At 64.8% G+C, this 22,055-nt stretch carries 19 protein-coding genes and 1 tRNA gene; 4 read left to right on the top strand and 16 right to left on the bottom strand.

Annotated features, from left to right (window positions below):
- The 10 genes from ACIQT2_RS00305 to ACIQT2_RS00350 form a co-directional block, all read right to left on the bottom strand.
- On the bottom strand, positions 1-744 hold the full coding sequence (locus ACIQT2_RS00305; protein ID WP_400332436.1) for a hypothetical protein: 744 nt from the start codon (positions 742-744) through the stop codon (positions 1-3).
- Positions 741-1,904 carry a glycosyltransferase gene (locus tag ACIQT2_RS00310; protein ID WP_402942459.1) on the bottom strand — a complete coding sequence of 388 codons (1,164 nt, stop codon included), beginning with the start codon at positions 1,902-1,904 and terminating at the stop codon, positions 741-743. Before ACIQT2_RS00310 ends, ACIQT2_RS00305 begins: the two co-directional genes overlap by 4 nt.
- Positions 1,901-3,172, bottom strand: coding sequence for a glycosyltransferase (locus ACIQT2_RS00315; RefSeq protein WP_402942462.1), 1,272 nt, complete (start codon positions 3,170-3,172; stop codon positions 1,901-1,903). Before ACIQT2_RS00315 ends, ACIQT2_RS00310 begins: the two co-directional genes overlap by 4 nt.
- Complete coding sequence (locus tag ACIQT2_RS00320; protein WP_402942464.1) at positions 3,169-4,635, bottom strand: oligosaccharide flippase family protein; 1,467 nt, start codon at positions 4,633-4,635, stop codon at positions 3,169-3,171. Before ACIQT2_RS00320 ends, ACIQT2_RS00315 begins: the two co-directional genes overlap by 4 nt.
- A complete protein-coding gene (locus ACIQT2_RS00325; RefSeq protein ID WP_400332426.1) occupies positions 4,632-5,294 on the bottom strand; it encodes an acetyltransferase in 663 nt (220 codons plus the stop codon). Before ACIQT2_RS00325 ends, ACIQT2_RS00320 begins: the two co-directional genes overlap by 4 nt.
- On the bottom strand, positions 5,291-6,457 hold the full coding sequence (locus ACIQT2_RS00330; RefSeq protein WP_402942468.1) for a DegT/DnrJ/EryC1/StrS family aminotransferase: 1,167 nt from the start codon (positions 6,455-6,457) through the stop codon (positions 5,291-5,293). Before ACIQT2_RS00330 ends, ACIQT2_RS00325 begins: the two co-directional genes overlap by 4 nt.
- Positions 6,454-7,473, bottom strand: coding sequence for an NAD-dependent epimerase/dehydratase family protein (locus tag ACIQT2_RS00335; protein ID WP_402942470.1), 1,020 nt, complete (start codon positions 7,471-7,473; stop codon positions 6,454-6,456). The genes ACIQT2_RS00330 and ACIQT2_RS00335 overlap by 4 nt, the downstream gene beginning before the upstream one ends.
- The gene (locus ACIQT2_RS00340) at positions 7,470-8,579 is read right to left on the bottom strand and encodes a Gfo/Idh/MocA family protein (protein ID WP_397321831.1); all 1,110 of its coding nucleotides are present in this window, start codon (positions 8,577-8,579) and stop codon (positions 7,470-7,472) included. The genes ACIQT2_RS00335 and ACIQT2_RS00340 overlap by 4 nt, the downstream gene beginning before the upstream one ends.
- A gap of 41 nt (positions 8,580-8,620) precedes the next feature.
- Complete coding sequence (locus ACIQT2_RS00345; protein ID WP_402942473.1) at positions 8,621-10,294, bottom strand: sugar transferase; 1,674 nt, start codon at positions 10,292-10,294, stop codon at positions 8,621-8,623.
- 267 nt (positions 10,295-10,561) lie between these two features.
- Positions 10,562-10,819 (bottom strand): hypothetical protein, encoded by a 258-nt coding sequence (locus ACIQT2_RS00350; protein ID WP_397321829.1) that lies wholly within the window; start codon positions 10,817-10,819, stop codon positions 10,562-10,564.
- Between the two features lie 39 nt (positions 10,820-10,858).
- Between ACIQT2_RS00350 and ACIQT2_RS00355 the strand changes: the two genes are divergently transcribed.
- On the top strand, positions 10,859-11,092 hold the full coding sequence (locus ACIQT2_RS00355) for a DUF5703 family protein (protein ID WP_387438396.1): 234 nt from the start codon (positions 10,859-10,861) through the stop codon (positions 11,090-11,092).
- Positions 11,093-11,101: 9 nt separating this feature from the next.
- On the opposite strand, the gene ACIQT2_RS00360 is transcribed toward ACIQT2_RS00355, so the two are convergent.
- Positions 11,102-12,262, bottom strand: a complete 1,161-nt coding sequence (locus ACIQT2_RS00360; protein WP_402942476.1) for an acyl-CoA dehydrogenase family protein — start codon at positions 12,260-12,262, stop codon at positions 11,102-11,104.
- Between the two features lie 13 nt (positions 12,263-12,275).
- Positions 12,276-13,580 (bottom strand): M20/M25/M40 family metallo-hydrolase, encoded by a 1,305-nt coding sequence (locus ACIQT2_RS00365; protein WP_402942479.1) that lies wholly within the window; start codon positions 13,578-13,580, stop codon positions 12,276-12,278.
- 267 nt (positions 13,581-13,847) lie between these two features.
- Here ACIQT2_RS00365 and ACIQT2_RS00370 point away from each other — a divergent pair.
- Positions 13,848-13,933 (top strand) — tRNA-Leu (locus ACIQT2_RS00370).
- 186 nt (positions 13,934-14,119) lie between these two features.
- On the opposite strand, the gene ACIQT2_RS00375 is transcribed toward ACIQT2_RS00370, so the two are convergent.
- Genes ACIQT2_RS00375 through ACIQT2_RS00385 form a run of 3 tightly spaced genes read right to left on the bottom strand, consistent with a single transcriptional unit; the run spans position 14,120 to position 17,726 of the window.
- A complete protein-coding gene (locus ACIQT2_RS00375) occupies positions 14,120-15,040 on the bottom strand; it encodes a MaoC family dehydratase (protein WP_400332411.1) in 921 nt (306 codons plus the stop codon).
- Positions 15,037-16,377, bottom strand: a complete 1,341-nt coding sequence (locus ACIQT2_RS00380; protein WP_402942482.1) for a 3-oxoacyl-ACP reductase — start codon at positions 16,375-16,377, stop codon at positions 15,037-15,039. Before ACIQT2_RS00380 ends, ACIQT2_RS00375 begins: the two co-directional genes overlap by 4 nt.
- Before the next feature lie 8 nt (positions 16,378-16,385).
- Entirely contained in the window at positions 16,386-17,726 is a 1,341-nt protein-coding gene (locus tag ACIQT2_RS00385) for an acetyl-CoA C-acetyltransferase (protein ID WP_402942484.1), read from the bottom strand.
- Between the two features lie 162 nt (positions 17,727-17,888).
- Between ACIQT2_RS00385 and ACIQT2_RS00390 the strand changes: the two genes are divergently transcribed.
- On the top strand, positions 17,889-18,521 hold the full coding sequence (locus ACIQT2_RS00390; protein WP_402943099.1) for a TetR family transcriptional regulator: 633 nt from the start codon (positions 17,889-17,891) through the stop codon (positions 18,519-18,521).
- 47 nt (positions 18,522-18,568) lie between these two features.
- Positions 18,569-20,671, top strand: a complete 2,103-nt coding sequence (locus ACIQT2_RS00395) for an acyl-CoA dehydrogenase (protein ID WP_402942486.1) — start codon at positions 18,569-18,571, stop codon at positions 20,669-20,671.
- Between the two features lie 124 nt (positions 20,672-20,795).
- On the opposite strand, the gene glgA is transcribed toward ACIQT2_RS00395, so the two are convergent.
- Positions 20,796-21,992, bottom strand: a complete 1,197-nt coding sequence (glgA, locus tag ACIQT2_RS00400) for a glycogen synthase (protein WP_402942489.1) — start codon at positions 21,990-21,992, stop codon at positions 20,796-20,798.
- Between the last annotated feature and the right edge of the window lie 63 nt (positions 21,993-22,055).

Genomic DNA, 22,055 nt, shown 5'->3' on the forward strand with positions numbered 1-22,055 from the left:
CTAACTTGGTCCGGAAGACAAGGGCAGGACGCCGTCAGCTTCAGGTTCCGTGGTGGCCTGGGTCTTGTTCCGGTTACGGGATCTCACCGGCGAGGCGGCCAAGGGGTCCACGGTGATTTCCTGCTCTGCTGCGAGCTTGCGGCGGCGCCGGGTCAGGAGCAACCCGTCCAGGAGGACGGCGATCACCAGGGTCACGGCGACGCCACCGGCGCCTGCTACCAACACCAGCTGGGTCCGGGCTTTCACCTCCGGCACGGCCTGCCGGTCCACCAGCAGGTTCATGGTGGTGATCCTGGCCGGAACGGCGACATTGAGTGCTTCCTGCATCTCGTTGAGGGAGCGCGGGGTTTCCTCCATCACGGCCTTGAGGAGGGACATGGTCTGTTCCGGTGAGTCAGCATTTGCCGTGATGACCAGGATGGCGCCGTTGGTGCCGCGGTCCGGTTCGGCCGTGTACGTGGCCGTGCCGAAGTTCGCCAGGACGCGCTCCTTGACCGGCTGCGAGGAGAGTTTGCGGATCAGGATGTCCAGTGCCTCGCTCATGCCTCCCAGGTAGAGGTAGGGGTTGCCCGCGCTGCCGATGCTTTGGCTGGAGGGCATCAGCACCAGGCTGGCTTGGGCTTTGAACTTGTCCGGGGCGTTCATCTGGATGGCCACGCACAACAGCCCGGTGACCAGGATGCCGGCGACCAGCACGTACCACCGCCGGATTATGCTCGCTATGACGGTACGAAATTGCATCATTTGCTCCCAACATGACGGGATCCGCGTGTGCTGCCCGACTCCGTGGTTTGATGCTTGCCCACAAGGGAAAGCAGCTGTTCTGCCCTGACATCCCACGTGTGCGCGAGGGCCGAGTCCTGGATCGCCAGCCGCCGCACAGGGCCGGGCGGGTCAACGATCCTGGAACGCACAAGATCCACGAATTCCCTTGGTGTCCCGGCGATGGCGACGGACAATCCCCCAACCCACCGTGTGGCGGGCAGGTCCGTCGCAACCACGGGAACACCTGATGCAAGGTATTCGAGGGTCTTCAAGGGAAAACTTGACGTATTGAACTCCGAAACGCTGTACGGGGTCAGGCCCACCGCGACTGTTTGGAGGATCCGGGCCACCTCTTCGGCGGGGACTGCACCGCGCCAATCCACCGACGGCAGGGCCAGGAAGCCATCCAGGAACCGTGCCATCCCCGGATCACGTTCGGTCCGGGGTCCCACCACCACCAGGGGCACTGCGGCATGGCCCAGTTCGGTGAGGATGTCCTTGTCCAGCCGTTCGTTCAGTTGCCCCACCAGGGCGGCAACGGGCCGCACCACGGCGTCCGGGTCCCCTGCCGCCGGGGTTCGGCAACCATTGGGCAGCAGTTCCACTGTGCGGCCAGCGAGCGCGGTCATTTTTTCGGCCAGGCCTGGCGAGACCGCGGTGACCACATCTGCCATGGCGCAGTTGGCCCGCAGGACCCGTTCCACATGGCGGCGCGACAAGCCAAGGAGGTCCGCTGCCGCCAGCCAGTCGTCAGTGAGGTGGAGAAGCCGGGGAGCCCTGATGGTTGCAGGGAACGGCACCACCGGGGAGGAATTGACGACGACGGCGATGTCCGCCTTCTGCGCGGCGGACGCCAGCGCCCTTATGGCCAGTGCTTCGGTGCTTCGCCGGACCAGGGGGCGGCTGAAGCCGGGAAGTGCAGGGAGGCGGAGCCGGTTGATGGACGGTGCCACCTGTTCGGGAACACCGTTGAGGCTCCTGAACGCGTGGCGGCGGACGTCGGCGTAGCGGTGGACGGAGACTGGCTGGTCCGCCCACAACACATCGCCTCGTGCTGCGAGCGCCTCGGCGAGGAGCCGGTCCGTGCCGGCGATGCCGTCCCAGCGACCTCCGGAAATGTACATGATGGTCTGCGTCATGGCCGGACCTCAGCGGGGTTCCAGGCCGGACGTGGCGAGGACGCCACGGGGCGGGAATTGAAATCATCCAGGGCGGCCCTGCCGCGGAGCCGGAGCCAGCGGCGTCGCGCAATGTAGGCGGCATATCGTGCCAGGGCCGTCGCCTCGGCCGGTGCCAGCGCAGGCGGCCGCTGCGGTGACCCGGTAACTTCCGTGTAGAGGTCAAGTTGCCGTTGTGCGGAGTGCTCCAGGGAGAAACGTTCCACAACCAGGCGCCGGCCGTAGCTTCCCAGGGCGATGCGCAGCCCCTGGTCATCAAGCAGGCGGGCCAGGATGGCGGTGAGTGCCCCGCTTCCCTGCCCGGAACTCCCGGGCCCTGCGCCGTACCAGCCCTGCCACAGGAAGGTTGGCAGCGATTCCGGCGTGAGGAGCTCCCAAAAGCCCTCTTCGCCCTGGACCACCAGGGGTTTGGCGAACGCCATGCCCCGCAAGGCTGAGCCGCCCATTCCCAAGACCACGTCGGCTATGCCGTAGGCGGGACGTGGGTCCTCGATTTCCCCGGTCAGGACAACCACAGTGCGTCCGGCCCCGGCATTGATCCGTTCGGCCCGTGCGCGGACGGTTGCCTCGGCAGGCCCGGATCCCACAACTACCAGACGCACGTCTCCTGCGCGGGAAAGATCCGCCACGGCGTCCATGGCCGCGAGAATTCCCTCCAGCTTCAGTTCGTGGGCCAGGCGCGAAACACAGACAACGTGCATGGCCGCGTCCGCCAGCCCCCACCTTGCCCGGAATTCGTCTGTGGCAGCGCCCGTATCCGGAACGTTGGCTGCAGTATCCACAGGTGGTTCCATCAGGCGGACCATTCCCCGGCCAGCCTTCTCTTCATGGCGGCGGATCTGCTCTGTTCCCACCATCAGGGGCATGGAATACGGGATGAAGGGTGCAACCGCCATGGACATGACGGTGGCGACGGCGGAACCGCCCGCGATTTTGCTGGCGGCGAGGCATTCCAAGGCGGGGGGCCATTCATAGCCGTGGATGATGTCGACGCCGCGCTCGCGGACCAGGCGTCCCAGTGCCCGGACCACGGCCGGAGAGGGACGTTTCCCCGGTACTGGAGCCTGGATGTACTCGAGGCCCAGTTCCCTGGCCCTGCGAACCAAGGGGCCGGGCTGTCCGAACAGCATCACTTCGTGTCCCAGCGCCTGGACGGCGGCGCCCAGTTCGATGGCGTTCAGTTGGCTGCCGCCGAGGCCAAGGTCGTGGGGGTAGACAACGATCCTCATGGGGCCACCTCCTCGCGGCCACGGCCCCAGCGCCGGATTTCGGCGACGTCGGAGCGCCTCAGGGCGAGGGCGGCCCCCATGGCCACGAGTCCAATGCCGGTGGAAGCAAGGACAGCCGGCAAGGGTGAGTGCAGCGCCTGGGACACGAGCCACGATGCGTAACCGGTGACGGCGGCCAGCGCGAGCGGAACGGCAACACGGGCCGCCAGGTCCTTCATGGCGACGTTCGCCCGGCGCAGGGTCCTCAGATACATGGGAGTGGTCACCAGCAGGGCCACCCCTGCCGGAGCCATGGCCAGGCCGGGCATCCCGCCAAGCGCGGCCCCGGCAATCAGTCCTGGAACCAATGCCAGCAGCGCCACCAGTTGGACACTGAAGATCGACATGGAGAGGCCAACCACCACGAGGTAGTCATAGAGCAGCTCGTGAAGGATGCGCAGTGCCGTCAACGGTGCAAGCCATACCAGGGCCAGGCCCGCCAAGGACCAGGCATCCCCGTAGACCAAGGTCACCAACGCGACAGCGCAGCCCATCATCACCGCGCAGACCGGAAGGAGCACCGCGGACAATGCACCGAGCAAGGAAAGCAGCGCGGCCCGCATATCTTCCGGATTGTCCTGCAAGCGGGCAAACATGGCCGGGGCGACGCTCCTGAGGGGCTGTGACAACAATGCCGCGGGCCAACCGGCCATGTTGAACGCCATCACGTAGAGTCCCAGCGTCACGGGTCCCAGCATCTTGCCTGCCACCAGCTGGTCCACGTAGCCGACGCTGAAAACCACCAGGCTCGCCCCTGCCAGCGGCAGCCCGAACGACAACAGCTCGCGGGCCGCCTTACGGGAAAAACCGAAGCGGTAAGGCAACGGCGAAAAAACGACGAAGAGCACGGCAGACACAATGCTTGCTGCCACCCGGCCGACGGCAAGGCTCATGGCCCCCATGCCGGCTATGACCAGGACCAGCGAAACACCCGCACCGAGCCACACGTTCACCTGGTCGATGGCCATCCGCTGCCCTTGACGGAAGTTTCTTTGCAGGAGGGCAGCGGGGGTGGCCACGAGGCCATTGAAGACGATGCAGGTGGCAAGCAGCCGGACAACATCCGTGGCGGCCTCGTTGCCCATGGCAGCAGCAAAGTACGGGGCAGCCACATAGGACGCAGCGAAGAGAACAACACTGCACGCCGTGGAAATCGTGGTCACCGTAGCAGCGATATGCTTTGGGTCCCCGGGCCACCGGACAATGGCCAGGCTCACCCCCAACTCGTTGAAGCTCAACACGGCGATCAGGGCGACGAACGCCACCGCGTACGTACCGAACTCCTCCGGTCCCAGCAAACGGGCCAGGGCAATGCCAATCCCAATGGTCCCCAGGCGCGTGACGAACGCATTGATGACGCTCAGCGCAAAGGCCCTTGAAGGCGTTGGCCGGCGTTGGGTCGCCACGTGCTTCTGGAGAGTCACAGGATGCCCTCCAGCGCGGGGTAGTTGCCGCGCCGGATGATCCGTGCAGGAACACCCGCCCACGTCTCATCCTCGGGAACGTCGCTCAGAACGGCGGCACCCATGCCAATGGTGGCACCGGCGCCAACCGTGCGGCGCTCGCGGACGCTGGCGTTCATTCCGATGTACGCTGACCTGCCGATGTGGACGTTCCCGCCCAGGGACACGCCCGCGGCGAACGTCGCGAAGTCGCTCACAACATCATCGTGCGTGAACGTCACTCCGGGCATGGCCACGACGTGGCTGCCGAGGGTCACCGAAGCAGTCATCGTGACGTGCGCCAGGATGATGCTGCCGGGGCCAATGCGGCACCCTTCCGGAACATGGGCGGAGGGATCGACGGCGGTCGCGTAACGGTCCTCGGACAGCCCAAGCGCCCGAAGCCGCATGACGACGCTTTCCCTGCCGCTGCCCGATCCGATGCAGACCAGCAGTAGTGCATGCGGGAATTTCAGGGCGTCGCGGATGGGACCGAGTACGTGGGCTCCATCCACAACACGTCCGAGCTTGTCTTCGTCGTCGTCAAGTATGCCGATGACGTCGAACGGCCCGCTGGTGCGGACCATGGCCAGGACTTCCCGGGCCAGGCCGCTTGCAGCGATCAGGAGCAACTCGCTCATCGTCCCCGCCCTGCCGCCCTGAGCACGGAATCAATGACGCGGACCTGGTCGGCGAGCGTGAGCTGATGGTACAGGGGCAGGATCAACGTGTGGTCCGTGAGCCATTCCGTGGCGTCGAGGGCTGCGCTGCCGGTATCCCTCCCGGCATAGGCGGGCTGGCGGTGCGCGGCCATGATGCCGCGGCGGGCCGAAATTCCGTCCTCCGCCAGGCGGACCATCAGCTGGTCGCGTCCCAACGGGAAAGCGTCACCGATTTCCAGCCAGCACGACTGGTAATTGCCCGCCCCGTACACGGGATCCTCCACGAGCCGCAGTCCTTCCACACCGGCAAACGCTTCAGCGTAATTGGCGGCCATTTCACGACGCCGCCGTACGGCTTGGGCCAGCCGGCCCAACTGCACGAGTCCGACGGCGGCCTGAAGGTCTGTCATGCGGTAATTGAAGCCAACTTCGAGGTACTCCTCGGCCGGGGCCAGGACGCTTGCATGCCGGTCGGCGGCAGAAACGCTCATGGCATGTTCGCGGAGCCTGCGGGCACGGTCGCCGAAGTCCTTCCGGGACGTCGAGAGCATGCCACCCTCTCCTGTGGTGAGGATCTTGCGGGGGTGGAAGGACCATGCAGCCACGTCCGCACCGGCACCCACCGGCCGCCCGCGGTAGCGCGACCCGATGGCGCACGCCGCATCTTCCACCACCGCGATGCCCAAAGGATCACACAGCTCACGGATGGGTTCCAGGTCCACCGGCACACCACCCTGGTCCACGGCGATCACGGCCCGGGTGGCAGGAGTAAGCGCGGCGGCCACGGTTTCGGCCGTCACGCAGCCGGTGACGCGGTCGACGTCGGCGAACACCGGCCGTGCGCCCACGTACGTGGGCGCGTTCGCAGTGGCGATGAAGGAAAAGGACGGCACAACCACGTCATCGCCGGGACCAACACCGGCAACGGCCAAAGCCAGATGCAGGGCGGACGTGCAGCTCGAGACGGCAACGGCATAAGCCGCCTGCTGTTCCACAGCGAAAGCTTCCTCGAACTGGCGCACCTTCGGTCCCTGGGCAACCCAGCCCGATGCGATGACCTCCGCCACGGCCTGGGCCTCTTCGGCTCCAAGCCACGGCTTCATGACGTCGATACGCGCCAGCGAGGTCTCTGACAGGGTCATAGTGCACCTGCCGCAGGCACTGCCGGCCGGGTGGCGGACCTGGCTGCGGCGATTTCCTCCCGGAGGGGCCTCCACCAATCAACGAGGGAACGCAATCCGTCCTCCAATCCCACCGCGGCCTCAAAGCCCAGATCCCGCCGGGCAAGGGTGGTGTCAGCCAGCCGGCGGACAACTCCGTTCACTGCCCGTTCCGGCCCATGCTCCAGGTGCAAAGGCGAATCCATGACGTGCAGCAGGGTACGGGCGAGGTCAGCGAGGCTGGTCTCCGTACCGCTGGCCACGTTGTACACGCCCTCATTCACGGGGCTCGCAGCTGCAAGGACATTGGCCCGGGCCACATCTGCCGTGTGCACGAAGTCCATGGTCTGCTCACCGTTTCCGAAGATCAGCGGAGGAAGACCATCAACGATCCTCTCCATCCAGCGGACCAGCACCTCGGTATAGAGTCCGTGGACGTCCATGCGGGGACCATAGACGTTGAAGTAGCGCAGCAGCACGTAGTCCAGGCCGGACATGGCCCGGAAACTCCTGGCCATGCCTTCGTTGAACGACTTGGCAGCGCCGTAGAAGGTGTCGTTGTTGTGGTGGTGGTGGCGTTCCGTCGTGGGAAATTCCTCTGCCATGCCGTAAACCGACGCACTGGAAGCCGCGATGAGCTTTCCTACTTTGTGCTGGACGGCCGCTTCAAGGACAGTGAACGTCCCGTCCACCAGTACTTCCAGCGCGAGCCGTGGTTCTTCCGCGCACTGGGTGATGCGGATGGCCGCCTGATGAAACACCAGGTCCTTGCCGATCGTCACATCGTGGACCAGGTCGCGCTCGCGGATATCCCCCTCGATCAAACGGACACGTCCTGAGGCCATGGCATCGTCAAGGTTGGCTTTGCGGCCGCGTACCAGGTTGTCCAGGATGTCCACGTGGGCCACTCCGGCGTCGAGCAACTGATCCACGAGGGTGGACCCGATGGTGCCGGCCCCGCCCGTGACCAGGACGGTGGCGCCGAGGAGGGCGTTCATTGGGCAACCTGGAGGGAAACTTCGTTCCCCGCCACAACGGCCGCATGACCGTCGGTGCCGAGGCTTTGGGTGACGGCTTCCAGGACTGACAGGACGCGCAGTCCGGACTCGCCGCTGGTTCGCGGAGTCGAGTGGTTGCGGATGGACGAGGCCAGCTCGGCCACTACCTGGGTCAAGGGTTCCCGTTCCTGGAGGGCCGGGGACCATGTGTCTCCCAGGCGGTAGGAAATGGCGGTCGCTTTCTTGTCCGCGGCAGAGCGGGGCTGGTGTTCCAGGCTGACGCCGCGGTCGTAGACGCTGAGCCGCTGCTGGGGATTCAGGTCATCCCATACCAGCGTCCTCTTCGAACCGCCGATGATCATTTGCCTGATCTTCGTGGGACTGAGCCAGTTCACATGGATGTGGACCATGGCGTCGTTGGGCAACCCGAAGGTGAGGTGGCCTACGCAGTCACGCCCGGTTCCGAGTGGATCGGCTCCGTGCGCGGAGATCTCCGTCGGGTGCAGTCCGCCGGGGAGGATGAAATCCAGGATGGACAGATCGTGCGGGGCAAGGTCCCAGAACACGTTCACATCGGGCTGGACCAGGCCAAGGTTGATACGCACCGAGTCGACGTACAGGATGTCGCCCAAAGCGCCGCTGCTGACCAGCTCCTGGATTTTCAGGACCGCCGGGGTAAAGCAGTAGGTGTGGTCGGCCATCAGGACCAAGCCGCGGGCTTTGGCTTCCTCGACCATTTCGAGGCCTTTTGCCCTGCTGTCTGCCAGCGGTTTCTCCACCAGTACATGCTTGCCTGCCCGCAGGGCGGTCATCACCACTCCGTGGTGGGTGTGGGCCGGCGTCGCCACGGCTACGGCGTCGAGGTTGTAGGTGTCCAACAGTTCGTCGAGGGATTCGACGACGGCCACCCCACCCACCGTTTCCGCCAGGCGGAGTCCCCGCTCCACGTCAAGGTCGCAGATGGCCACGAGTTCCCAGTCCGGGCTCGCTTTGAGGTTCCTTGCCAGGTTGGGTCCCCAATAGCCCGCGCCCACCACGGCGATCCGCAGTTTCGGGCGCAGCCCGTGGCCATTCAGTTGGCCTGATGGAATGGTTCCTATGCTCATTTTCCACTCGGATTCTGTGAGGGTGACTGGGTTGAAAGGGTTTAGTAGGCTCCGGCGGGCCGGGTCATGGCCCGGAAGGTCCGCCACATGATCATGAGGTCCCCCGCGATGGACCAGTTCTCGACGTAATAGAGGTCCAGGCGGACAGCTTCGTCCCATGGGAGGTCGGACCGTCCATTGATTTGCCACAGGCCGGTGATGCCCGGCTTGATCAGTAGCCTGCGGTGGGTGTGCTGCTCATAGCCGTTAACTTCGCGGAGCAAGGGCGGGCGGGGGCCCACCAGGCTCATGGTGCCCATCAGGACGTTCCAGAACTGCGGCAGTTCGTCCAGGGAGTACTTCCGCATCCAGCGTCCGCATTTGGTGATCCTGGGGTCGCCCTTGATCTTGAACAGCACGCCGGCTCCTTGGTCCTTGGTGCTGAGTTCTTCCAACCGGGCCTCGGCGTCCACCACCATGGACCGGAACTTGAGCATCTGGAAGGTGGTTCCGCGCTTTCCGATCCGTTCCTGCTTGAACAGGACGGGACCGGGGCTGTCGGACCGGACTATGAGGGCCAGTGCCAGCAGCACGGGCGCCAGGACCAGGAGGGCTGCGCCCGCGACGGCGATGTCCATGACCCGCTTGAGGGTGTGCTTGCCACCGGAATAGTGCGGGATGTCGACGTGCATCAGGGGGAGGCCTTCGACCGGCCGCCAGTGGATGCGGGGACCGGCGACGTTGGTCAGTGTTGCCGCGAGCACCAGTTCGGCAGCGTCTTCCTCGAGCCGCCACCCCAACTCGCGGATGAACTGGTTGCCGCCCGGAACTGGGCCTGCCACGATCACTGCGTTGGCTCCGGTCTGCCGGACGGTGCGGGCCACCCCGTAGATCGAAGAGAGAACAGGGACACGGCGTTCGTCCACCACGAGGGTTGTTCCCCGGCGTGCGCCCGGAAGGCAGGCTCCCACAATGTCGTAAGGGGCTCCGGACTTCCTGTTGATTTGCTTGATGACGTACCTGACGTCCTCCGGCTCACCCACCACGATGGCTCGGGAGAGGCACAGGCCATGGGCCTTCTGCCGGCCCAGCCAGCGCCTGAAAGCCCACCGGTTCACCGCAAGGGCAGCAACGCCGATGGGCAGCGAAACAAGGACGAAGGTGCTGACGGACTCGATCCTGAACACCACCGCGGCGACGCCCAGGAAGCCGAAGACCCGCAGGCTGGCCGAGAGGACGCGCTTGTATTCCTCCGGGCCGACGCCAAGGACCTTCGAATCCCGCGTGCGGTAGACCTCCAGTGCGCCAATCCACGCCAACCCGATGAGCAGTCCCAGGATGGCTTGCCGTGTGTATCCGGTTCCCTCCGCGGCCGTAGCGAAGCCATCGGTGTTCAGCAGGTATCCGGCAAAAACCGCGACCGCCACCAAAACACTGTCGGAAAGGCGGAGGGCATTCCTCAGCAACCGGATCCACGTTGAACGGTCGGGCCGCGGCAGCACCGCGTGTGCGGGCCGGCGGGTGACTGGCGGCATGAGGTCCAGGGTGACATCTGCCCCCAGTGCCGCCAGTCCCGCCTTTTCAGTCCGTTGTGCAGCAACGGACTTGTCAATCCAGGGAGACACCGGCGGATTGACGGTGGCAACGGCCGGTTGCAGGGGGAATGCCGCGACGGTGTGGGTTGCACGCTTGGGTGCTGTTGCCTTGCCTTGGCGCAAGAGCGGAACTCGTACCATGTCAGCCTTCTTTTGCAGACCTGCCATTGCCTACAACCCAGTGAAGCCGGGGGGAAATGGGGGCGCACCAGTAGTCGGTACTCAACTTTGCGCAGGTTTACCCCTTGCGCATACTCGCGAGTACCTAGCTGCGCTACTTGGGACTACGTGCCTTGGCTCGTGGTTCGACGCCGGAGATCAGCGCCAATCCGGGCCCAAGGCAGCACAAAGAAGGCCAAAACCGGCACAAAAAAACCGGCCACCCGTTGGGTGGCCGGTGACAGTTGCTCAGTCCTCCAGGCTTTCGAGGTCCTCGTCGAGGACCTCTTCACCGTCCTCGTCATCCTCGTCGAACACTTGAAGGGGAGTAACCTCGGAATAGGCCTCGTAGAGTGCGTCCTCGTAAACCTCGAACGCATCGGCGACGGCGAAGAAGGCCGCCTCGACGGTGGGATCACCCTCCCCGCGCCGGGCGGAGGCAGCGGCCAGATGCTCTTCGAAGGCAGCAGTCAGTGACTGCAGCGCGACACGCGGATCGATGCTCATGCCTTCACGTTAGCCGGAAAAGGACCAAAATGGAGAGGGATGAAGGAACAATTTCAAGGCGGCTCCGTTGAGCGCCAACGAGACTATGCGCGTCAGTACGAGTACCTCGTCCTGACGGTTGGACCTGAGGATTCGCTGCCGGAGGCCCGCCGTCGGCTGGCTGAGCACTCCGAGTACGGCAAGTGGGAGTTGGAGCGCAGCCGGCTGTATATGGGCGGCGGCCGCCGTTTCTGGCTTCGCCGGAAGGTGTACTCCGTCCAACGAACGGTGTAGTCCCACCGACTAGTTTTCCAAGGGTCCCAACCAGGCGCTGGCCACTGTATTGTGCGCCGATTCGTCGTTGGACGGGTGGAAGATGCCGGCCAGCACGTCACGGTAGAGCCGCTCGAGCTCCGAGCCACGGAAATAGCTCCCTCCCCCGGACACCCTGATGGCCACGTCAACCACGTAGCGGGCATTCTCCGTCGCCCGTGATTTCAGGCCCACCAGCTTCGGGAACCATTGCGGACCGTGGTCCACCAACCCGTCCACGTCCCGGGCCAGGCCGGCCAGCTGTGGGTAGATGCCGTCCAGGGCCATGGCGGCATCGGCGATCTTCCAGCGGATGTCCGGATCCTGGGCAAAACTGCGTCCCCCGTACTTCGAGGAGACGCGCCGTTTCACGGCGTCCACGCCCAGGACGAAGGCACGGTCCGCAAGCCCGGTGTAGACGGCGGCGAGCAACGTTTCGAAGCAGGCGAAAATCGCGAAGATCAGCAGATCCCGGTTCGGTCCTGCCGGGAGCTTCCGGAAGATCCGTTCCGGCGGCACCACAGCACCCTCCAGCAAGGTGCTGTTGGACGCACTGGCACGCATGCCCAACGTGTTCCAATCATCAAGGGTCCGGTGCCCGGGATCCTCGCGGCGCAGGAATCCGAACACCAGTTCGCCCTCGCCATCACGGGCATCGGAGTCCTTGCCGAAGGTACCCAGCCGTGTCCAGCCGTGGGACAGGCTGGTGAAGATCTTGCGGCCGGTAAACCGGTAGCCGCCATCAGGCAACGGCTCGGCCACAGTTCCGGAATCGAAGAGCATGGAGTCATTGCCCGCTTCGGAAATCCCGAAGGCAAAGACCTCCCCTTCTCCGGCTTCTTTGAGGACAAAGGCCAGGGAATCGTCTCCCCTTGCGTTCATGACATGCGCGACGCCGGTCCAGACCAGGTGCATGTTCACGCCCAACGCTGTGGCCGGCGCGGCCGTGGCGAGCCGGCGCTGAAGCGCAGCCACCGCTTCGAGGCCAAGGCCCAGGCCGCCGTCGGACGCCGGGACAAAAGCCTTGAGGTAACCGGCGTCGGCAAGGTCCGCGAGGTCTTCGTGGAAGAACGCATTGTCCCTGTCGTAGCCCGCAGCCCGCCCCCGGAGCCGCTCGAGCAGTTCGTCGGGCAGGATTTCCTCGGGAACCATTGCCTCAGCCTTCCTAGTAGTTGGTGAGCAGCCTGTTCAGGACGCGGGCGCCGAACTTCAACGATTCGGCGGGAACCCTCTCATCGACGCCGTGGAACATGCCGGTGAAATCGAGCTCCTCCGGGAGCATGAGCGGGGCAAAGCCGTAGCCCGTGATGCCGATTTTGCTTAACGACTTGTTGTCCGTTCCACCGGAAAGCGTATAGGGCAGTACTTTCGCTCCAGGGTCCTCCGAGTGGAGGGCATCGATCATGGAGTCCACCAGGTTCCCCGCAAACGGGACTTCCAAGGACACGTCCTTGTTCACGTAGCTGATGTCAATGCCTTCACCGGCGAGCTCCTTGATGGTCTGGAACACCAACTCCTGCTGACCCGGCAGCGTGCGGCAATCGACGAAAGCTTCGGCGGACTCCGGAATGACATTGTGCTTGTAACCCGAGCGCAAGTACGTGGGGTTGGAAGTGTTCTGCAGGGTCGCACCAACGAACCGCGCCACGGTCCCCAGTTCCTTGAGGAGGATGTCCGGGTTGTCGGGGTCGAACTCCACTCCGGTGAGTTCGGTGACGCCGTCCAGGAACTGCCGCGTGGTGGGAGTCAGCTCGATGGGCCACGTGTACTCGCCGATCCTGGTGACGGCAGCCGCGAGACGGGTCACTGCGTTGTCCGTGTTGATCTGGGAGCCGTGGCCGGCGCGGCCGTGGGCTACCAGCCGCAGCCAGGAGATACCCTTCTCGGCTGTTTGCAGGAGGTAGGTCCGCTGGCCACCGATTGTTGCCGAGAAACCGCCCACTTCGGAGATGGCTTCAGTTGCACCGTCGAACAGTTCACGGCGGTGCTCCACGGCATAGCGCGCTCCGTACGTTCCGCCCGCTTCCTCGTCGGCGAAAAAGGCGAAAATGATGTCCCTCTTGGGCTTGCGGCCAGTCCTGGCGAAATCACGCAGCACGGACAGGATCATGGCGTCCATGTCCTTCATGTCCACCGCTCCACGGCCCCAGATCAGGCCGTCCTTAAGTTCACCGCTGAAAGGATCCACGCTCCACTGGTCCTTCAGTGCCGGAACCACGTCCAGGTGGCCATGGACCACCAACGCGTCCGCGGATGGATTCTCGCCGGCCATGCGGGTGACCACGCTTGCCCGCCCAGGCTCGGATTCGAAGATCTCGACGTCGAGGCCGACTTCGCTGATGAGGCCTGCGGTGTACTCAGCGGCAGCACGTTCCCCCGGTCCGCTGCCATCGCCGAAGTTGGACGAGTCGATGCGAATGAGCTCCTGGCAGATCCGGACTACTTCGTCTTCGGGACGGATGACAGACATGGAAGTTCTCCTTGCGTGGCTGGGCTGCAGGTTCCGGTGACGCGCAGCGCGGACTCCGCCGCTGTGCTGTCCCGTGTCCCCTCAGCCTACTCATCGGATGGGCCAGGGTGCAGACATTCGGGCCACCCGTTGGAGCGGGCTCTACCGCACCACCGCGCACCGGCTGCCCGATTTCTGTGTTCCCCCAAAGCATGTTAGAGTTTTTCTCGCTGCTTCGAAGGAAAGTAAAGTGCCGCACGGCGCAAACAGTTACTTCGGACACCACCTGCGCGGGTGGCGGAATGGCAGACGCGCTAGCTTGAGGTGCTAGTCCTCGAAAGGGGGTGGGGGTTCAAGTCCCCCTCCGCGCACCAATTCAAGGCCTGGAATTTTCGAATTCCGGGCCTTGATTGTTTAAGGCATTGTCGCAAAAATACCCGCTTGCGAGCTTGCTCACATTTATTGCCACCGGCGTCATGTGCCGAAATCCCGCTTTGTCATATACACGACGACGGCGGCAGTCACCATTGCTGACTGCCGCCGTCGTCGTGCCCTGGGGCCTAGCCCGGCGCAGCAACGCTGCCGATGAAATGGCGGCGTCCGCTGCGCGGATTCCAGGCGACGTACTCCGAGCGTTCCCAAGCCCCGGATGCCGCCTGGGTCGTGGAGATATCCAAAGCCACCCGCGCCGGCAGGAACACGGGGGCCTCGAAGGCTACGTCCCAGGTGAACGCTTCGGCCTTGACGGCGCCCACATCGGCCAACGCCCTGGACGCCAGGTACATGCCGTGGGCAATCGATCCGCGCAGCCCCAGGGCCTTGGCGGAAAGACCGCTCAAATGGATCGGGTTGAAGTCACCTGATACCGCGGCATAGCTGCGTCCCGTATCCACCCCGAGTTGCCAGAGAGCGGTGGGAAACGGGGGCTTGAAGTCCGTCTTTGCCGCACTGTTGGACGTCCCGGCCTTGTCGATTCCGGGCAGGAAGACGCCTTTGGCCAGGTAAGTGGAAACGCCACGCCACAGCAACACTCCCGAAGCGTGGGAACGGACTTCGGCCACCACATCCACTTGGGTACCTGCGCGGTGACCGTGGAGGTTTTCCGCCCAGGCCCTGATATCCAGCGCCTGGGTGAACTGGATAGGGCTGTACTGCTCCACATGGTTCCTGAGATGGATCATCCCCAGCAGTGGCAACGGAAAGTCGTCACGGTTCATCACGCTCATGGCCACCGGGAAAGCCAGCGCGTGGACGAACCCGGCAGGAAGGATGTCGCTTGCCGTTTCACCCAGGAAATGCTGATAGGACGTGAGGTTTTCAACGTCCGCCGTCACGTCCCGGACCTCATGGCTCACGGCCGGAAGCTTCCTGCGCGGCGGGGTCCCCAGGACGCGCCTCCGGGCCGCGTTGGCGGCGGCATTGACGTAGAGCTTGGACAGCGACGGCAACTCCCCGAGGATGACGGGCTGGGCCTGGATCATGCGCCCACCAGTTGCTGTCCGCAGACTCGAAGGACCTCCCCGGAAATGCCCCCGGCAGAGTCGCTCGCGAGGAAGGCGATGGCTTCGGCCACATCCGTCGGCTGGCCGCCCTGCTTGAGGGAGTTCAGCCGGCGGGCCGCCTCCCTGATGGCCAGGGGCATCCGGGCGGTCATCTCCGTTTCGATGAAGCCCGGAGCAACAGCGTTGATGGTCCCGCCAAAGGAGGCCATCAACGGCGCGGTTGACCGCACCATGCCGATCACACCGGCCTTGGAGGCACCGTAGTTCGTCTGGCCCCGGTTGCCGGCGATGCCGCTGGTAGAGGCCACCGAGACAATGCGCGGGGCATCCTTGAAATGCCCGGACGCCAGGAGTGCCTCATTGATCCGCAATTGCGCGGCGATGTTCACGGCAATGACCGACTGCCACCGGCCCTGGTCCATGTTGGCGAGGAGGCGGTCCCGGGTGATGCCGGCATTATGCACCACGATGTCCAGCCTGCCGTGTCGCTCCACGGCGTGCTCGATGATCCGCTGCCCCGCATCGCTGCGGCTTATGTCCAGTTGCAACGCCGTCCCGTGCACCTGGTTGGCCACCTCGGCCAGGTGGTCTCCGGCCGCCGGGATGTCCACCAACACCACTTTCGCGCCATCCCGGTGCAGGGTGCGGGCGATCGCGGCACCGATCCCCCGCGCAGCGCCGGTGACCACGGCGACTTTACCTGCAAGGGGCTTGTCCGCCACGGCCGGCAGCCGACCGGCCGCCGAGGTCACCGAAAGGAATTGTCCGTCGACGTAGGCCGAGCGACCGGACAGGAAGAACCGGACGGCCCCGAGGGCGGAGGGGCTGGTGGTGGCCAGGTCCTCCGCAAGCACGACGCCGTTGGCCGTAGCCCCCGACCGGAGCTCCTTCGCCAGGGAACGCAGCAGGCCGTCGATGCCTTGACGGGCGGCGGCGGTTGCCGGCGACGAGGTTCCCTGGGGTGCCCGGGACACCGTGACGACCCGGCCGCTGGGTGCAAGGTCCCGGAGGGAAGCACCCACGGCAAGGACAGGCTTGCCCAGGTCCTCAGGGTGCTGCACTGAATCGAGGACCAAAATGATGGCGCCCAACTTTTCTTTGGGCAAGGCATTCCGGCGGACGTCCAGGCCCCAACCCAGCAAGGTGGTGGCGAGATCGTCGGCGCCCGCACTGTCCCCGTTGACCAACACCGGACCGGAGATCAACGGGGCACCGGGCTGGTAGCGACGCAACAGGACGGGCTGGGGCAGGCCAAGCTTCCTGGCCACGTCCCGGCCCAGCCCACCGCTGACGATTTGGGTGTATTTGTCCGTCATCGGGTCCCCTATGCAGCTTCCAGGATGGCGACGACGCCCTGGCCGCCCGCGGCGCAAACGGAGATGAGGCCGCGGGCCGGACGACCGTCCACCGTGCCCTTTCCGTGCAGCATTTTGGCCAGCGAGGCAACAATCCTGCCCCCGGTCGCCGCGAAGGGATGGCCTGCCGCGAGGGACGATCCATTCACGTTGAGCTTTGCGCGGTCCACCTTGCCCAGCGCGCCGTCCAGGCCGAGTCGGGTGCGGCCAAAGTCTTCGTCCTCCCACGCCGCCAGGGTGCTGAGCACGGTCCCGGCAAAGGCCTCGTGGATTTCGAAGAAGTCGATGTCCTCCAAGGTGAGTCCTTGGCGTGCCAGAAGCCGCGGGACGGCAAATACCGGCGCCATGAGCAGCCCGTCCTTGCCATGGACAAAGTCGACGGCGGCGGCTTCACCGTCCACGACGGTGGCCAGCTTGGGCAGGCCACGGCTTTCCGCCCACTCCGCGCTGGCGAGCAGCACCGTCGAAGCGCCGTCCGTGAGCGGCGTCGAGTTGCCGGCGGTCATGGTGGCCTGGGATCCAAGGTTCTTGCCGAACACCGGTTTGAGCGCAGCGAGCTTCTCAAGGGACGTGTCCGGTCGCAGGTTCGAGTCGCGGTTGAGGCCACGGTAAGGGGTGATGAGGTCATCGAAGAAGCCGTGGTCGTAGGCGGAGGCGAGATTGTGGTGGCTGTTGAAGGCGAGTTCGTCCTGGGCCTCGCGGGAGATCTTCCACTGTGCCGTAGTCAGGGCCTGGTGTTCCCCCATGGACAGTCCGGTACGCGGTTCGCCGGTGTTGGGTGCGTCCGGGGCCAGGTCTTTGGGCCTGATCTTTCCAAGGATGCGCAATTTCTGGACCGGGGTCTTGGCGCGGTTAAGGTCCAGGAGGATCTCCCGCAACCCCTCGCTGACTGCAATGGGGGCATCCGAGGCAGAGTCCACGCCGCCGGCAATGGCGGAATCGATCTGGCCCAGTTTGATCTTGTTGGCCAGGCCAAGGACCGTTTCAAGGCCGGTGGCGCAAGCCTGCTGCAGGTCGTACGCCGGAGTCTCCGGAGACAACGCCGAGCCGAGGACCGCCTCACGGGTGAGGTTGAAATCCCGGGAATGCTTCAGCACGGCCCCTGCCGCGACTTCGCCGATGCGTTCATCCTGCAACCCAAAGCGTGCGATCAGCCCGTCCAGTGCTGCGGTGAGCATGTCCTGGTTGGACGACTTCACGTACGCACCGCCGGTGCGCGCAAACGGAATCCGGTTTCCGCCCACGATGACTGCCGAACGTGCTTGGAGCGGTTGCGGGCTTGCACCCGTGGTTACGTCTGTTGCAGCCATGCTTGTCTCCTCCTGAAAAGATACCGGTTACTGATACCCAGCGTACCTGATACGCTGGGTATCGTGAACAGCGGTCCCGCAGATTTCCCACCTGCCCACCAAGGCGTCGGCCGAACCGGCGTCGAGCACTCCCCTGCAGCCGTCGCCGGGGCCGAAACTGCCATGGATGGCCGCACGGCCCGCTGGCAGTCCCACCGCGAAGAACGGCGGCGGGCCTTGATCAAGACGGCGAGGAAGGCCGTCCACGCGCTCGGCAGCGACGCTTCCATGGAGGACATCGCGGGCGCGGCCGGAACCTCCAAATCGGTCTACTACCGGTACTTCGGAGATAAAGCCGGGCTGCAACAGGCCATGGGCGAAGTGGTTCTTGGGCAGATGCAACGCCGCATGAAGGACGCAGCCCAGTCGGCGCAGACTCCGCGTGAGGGGCTGTATGCCATGGTCTCCGCCTACCTCCAGATGGCCGAATCCAGCCCGAATGTCTATGCCTTCATTACCAGGCTGACCCCGGGCGAGGCCTCGGCGCAGGATGCCATTGCCGCATCCGGCGCCCTGGGCAACTTTTTCGAGCAGATCACCGGCATGATCGCCACTCCCATGCGCCAATACCTCGGGCCGGACAACGAGGCCCTCATCGAATATTGGAGTACGGCTGCGATCGGCCTGGTCCGGAACGCAGGCGAAATGTGGCTCGGAAGTGCCGCCACGCCCGCCAAGCCGGACCAGGCCACCATGGCCGCGAACATCACCGACTGGCTGTGCCTGGGCATCGCCCCACAGCTCAAGACCACCTGACACCAGCAAAGACGCAGCAGTTGTCCGGAACCAGAGAAAGAAGAAGCATGACCGACGTAGTGGATCGCGAATCATCAGCCCGGCAGGCGACCGCGGGCAACCCTGCACCCGGTGTCGAAGCCGTGCCCGCCGTGGACGTCGCGGCATTGGGCGAGCAACTCCTCGGCACGTGGGCCGGCGTCCGGCGCCAGGCCCGTGAACTCGCCGGCCGCCCCGAAGTCCGGAAGATCGAGGGCCTCACTCATACAGACCACCGCCACCGCGTCTTCGACCAGCTGAAGTACCTCGTGGACAACAACGCCGTCCACCGGGCTTTTCCGGTGCGCCTGGGCGGATCGGACGATCACGGCGGAAATATTGCCGGGTTCGAGGAGCTGGTCACCGCCGACCCTTCGCTTCAAATCAAGGCGGGCGTGCAATGGGGGCTTTTCGGCTCCGCAGTGATGCACCTGGGCACGCAGGAACATCACGACAAATGGCTTCCAGGAATCATGAGCCTGGACATCCCCGGGTGCTTTGCCATGACGGAAACCGGTCACGGTTCCGACGTGGCAAGTATCGCCACCACAGCCACCTATGACGCCGGCAGCCAGGAATTCGTCATCAACACTCCGTTCCGGGCGGCCTGGAAGGACTACATCGGCAACGCCGCCAACGACGGCCTGGCTGCGGTGGTCTTCGCCCAACTCGTCACACGCAACGTCAACCACGGCGTCCACGCGTTCTACGTTGAGTTGCGCGATCCGGACACCAAGGAGTTCCTCCCGGGTATCGGGGGCGAGGACGATGGCATCAAGGGTGGACTTAACGGCATCGACAACGGTCGGCTGCACTTCACCGATGTCAGGGTTCCGCGGACCAACCTGCTGAACCGCTACGGCGACGTCGCCGCCGACGGCACCTACAGCTCCACCATCGAAAGCCCGGGCCGCCGGTTCTTCACCATGCTGGGCACGTTGGTCCAGGGGCGGGTTTCCCTTGACGGCGCCGCAGTGGCGGCCAGCAAGGTGGCCCTGAAGGCCGCCATCCACTACGCGGCAGAGCGCCGCCAGTTCAACGCGTCATCGCCCACGGACGAGGAAGTGCTGCTGGACTACCAGCGACACCAGCGCCGCCTGTTCACGCGGCTGGCCACCACCTACGCGGCAAGCTTTGCGCACGAACAGTTGCTCACGAAGTTCGACGACGTTTTCTCCGGAGCCCACGACACCGACGCCGACCGCCAGGATCTGGAAACCCTCGCCGCTGCCTTGAAGCCGCTCAGCACCTGGCACGCCCTGGACACCTTGCAGGAGTGCCGCGAAGCCTGTGGTGGGGCGGGCTTCCTCATCGAGAACCGATTCGCCTCCCTGCGGGCCGACCTGGATGTGTACGTGACCTTCGAAGGCGACAATACGGTTCTCCTTCAGTTGGTGGCCAAGCGGCTGCTGGCCGATTACGCCAAGGAATTCCGCAGTGCCGATTTCGGAGTGCTGGCCCGCTACGTTGTGGACCAGGCTGCGGATGTGGCGTTCCACCGGACCGGCCTTCGCCAAGTAGCACAGTTCGTGGCTGATTCCGGATCCGTCCAGAAAGCCGCACTGGCCTTGCGGGATGAGGCCGGCCAGCGCACCCTGCTGACAGACAGGGTCCAGTCAATGGTGGCGGAGGTCGGGGCCGCGTTGAAGGGCGCCAACAAGCTTCCCCAACACCAGGCGGCAGCGCTGTTCAACCAGCACCAGCATGAGCTCATCGAAGCCGCCCAGGCCCACGCTGAACTGCTTCAGTGGGAGGCGTTCACCGAAGCCCTGGAATCGGTATCCGATGCCGGAACCAAGCAAGTGCTGACGTGGTTGCGTGATCTCTTTGGACTGTCCCTGATTGAGAAACACCTCTCGTGGTACCTCATGAACGGCCGCCTCTCCATGCAGCGTGGCCGCACGGTGGGCACCTACATCAACCGGCTGCTGGTGAAGATCCGCCCGCATGCCCTGGACCTCGTGGATGCCTTCGGCTACGGCCCGGAGCACTTGCGGGCTGCGGTAGCCACGGGTGCCGAGGCCACGCGCCAGGAGGAAGCCCGTACCTACTTCCGGCACGAGCGGGCCAGCGGCAGCGCCCCAGCCGACGAAAAGGCCCTGATGGCGCTGAAAGCGGGCCGGCAACAGTGATTTTCGGGGTCTAGCAGTCCGGGCTGGCCAAGGGGTGAACAATTGCTGAAGCTTGGAAACCACGACGGCGCCGTCCCCACCTGAGGGGGCGGCGCCGTCGTGGTTTCGGCTGCTTCAGCGACGCTTAGGCGAGCACCGAGCGGTAGACCTCAAGGGTGGACTCAGTGATGGATTCCCACGAGAAATGTTCCTCGGCCCGGCGCCGTCCTGCCACACCCATGGCGCGTGCACGGTCCGGATCGGTCACCACCTCGTTGAGGGCAGCGGCGAAGTCACGGACGAACTTCTCCGGATCCAGCGGCGTACCCGTCCCGTCGGTGACCTGTTCCAACTCCACCAGGAGCCCGGTGTTTCCGTGGTCCACCACCTCCGGGATGCCGCCGGTGGCACTGGCCACCACCGCCGCGCCGCAGGCCATGGCTTCGAGATTGACGATGCCGAGGGGCTCGTAGATGGACGGGCAGGCGAACGCGGTGGCGTGGCTCAGGACCTGGATCAGCTCGCGCCGCGGCAGCATCCGTTCAATAAGGATGACGCCCTCACGCTGGCTCTGCAGTTCTTCGATGAGCTTGGCCGTTTCCGCGGCAAGTTCGGGGGTGTCAGCCGCGCCGAGGCAAAGAACCAGCTGCACGTCCCCGGGAAGGCTCGAGGCAGCGCGCAGCAGGTAGGGAACACCCTTCTGGCGCGTATTGCGGCCCACGAAGACCACACTGGGCTTGGCGGGATCGATGCCGAGCGCACGGATTGCGTCTTCTTCCTCGTCGCGCTCCCACAGGGACACGTCGATCCCGTTGTGGACCACGCGCACCTTGGCCGGATCGACGTTGGGATAGCTGCGGAGGATATCCTGGCGCATCCCTTCCGACACTGCGATGATCGCGGCCGCGGCCTCGTAAGCGGTCTTTTCCACCCACGACGAGAGCGCGTATCCGCCACCAAGTTGCTCGGCTTTCCATGGCCGCAACGGTTCAAGGCTGTGGGCACTGAGCACGTGGGGAATACCGTGCAGCAGCGACGCCAAGTGCCCTGCCATGTTCGCGTACCAGGTGTGCGAGTGGACGAGGTCCGCCCCCGCAACGTCCGGAACGATCCTCAGATCGACGCCGAGGGTCTGCACGGCAGCGTTGGCCCCGTCCAGATCCCCGGGTGTCTCATAGGAGTCAACCGTTGCACCGTGGTAGTCGGCTTCGCGCGCTGCGCCGAAGGCCCGCACATGGAGGTCAACGTGCTTCGCCAGCACGCGGCTGAGCTCGGCAACATGGACACCGGCACCGCCATAAATTTCCGGGGGGAATTCTTTAGTCACAATGTCTATTCGCACGCTAACCAACGTAGTCGTTCAGCCGTATGTGTTCTAGTGTGAAAGAGTCCGGAAAATCGGACT

This window comes from Paenarthrobacter sp. NPDC090522 (assembly GCF_044769225.1).
GTDB lineage: Bacteria > Actinomycetota > Actinomycetes > Actinomycetales > Micrococcaceae > Arthrobacter.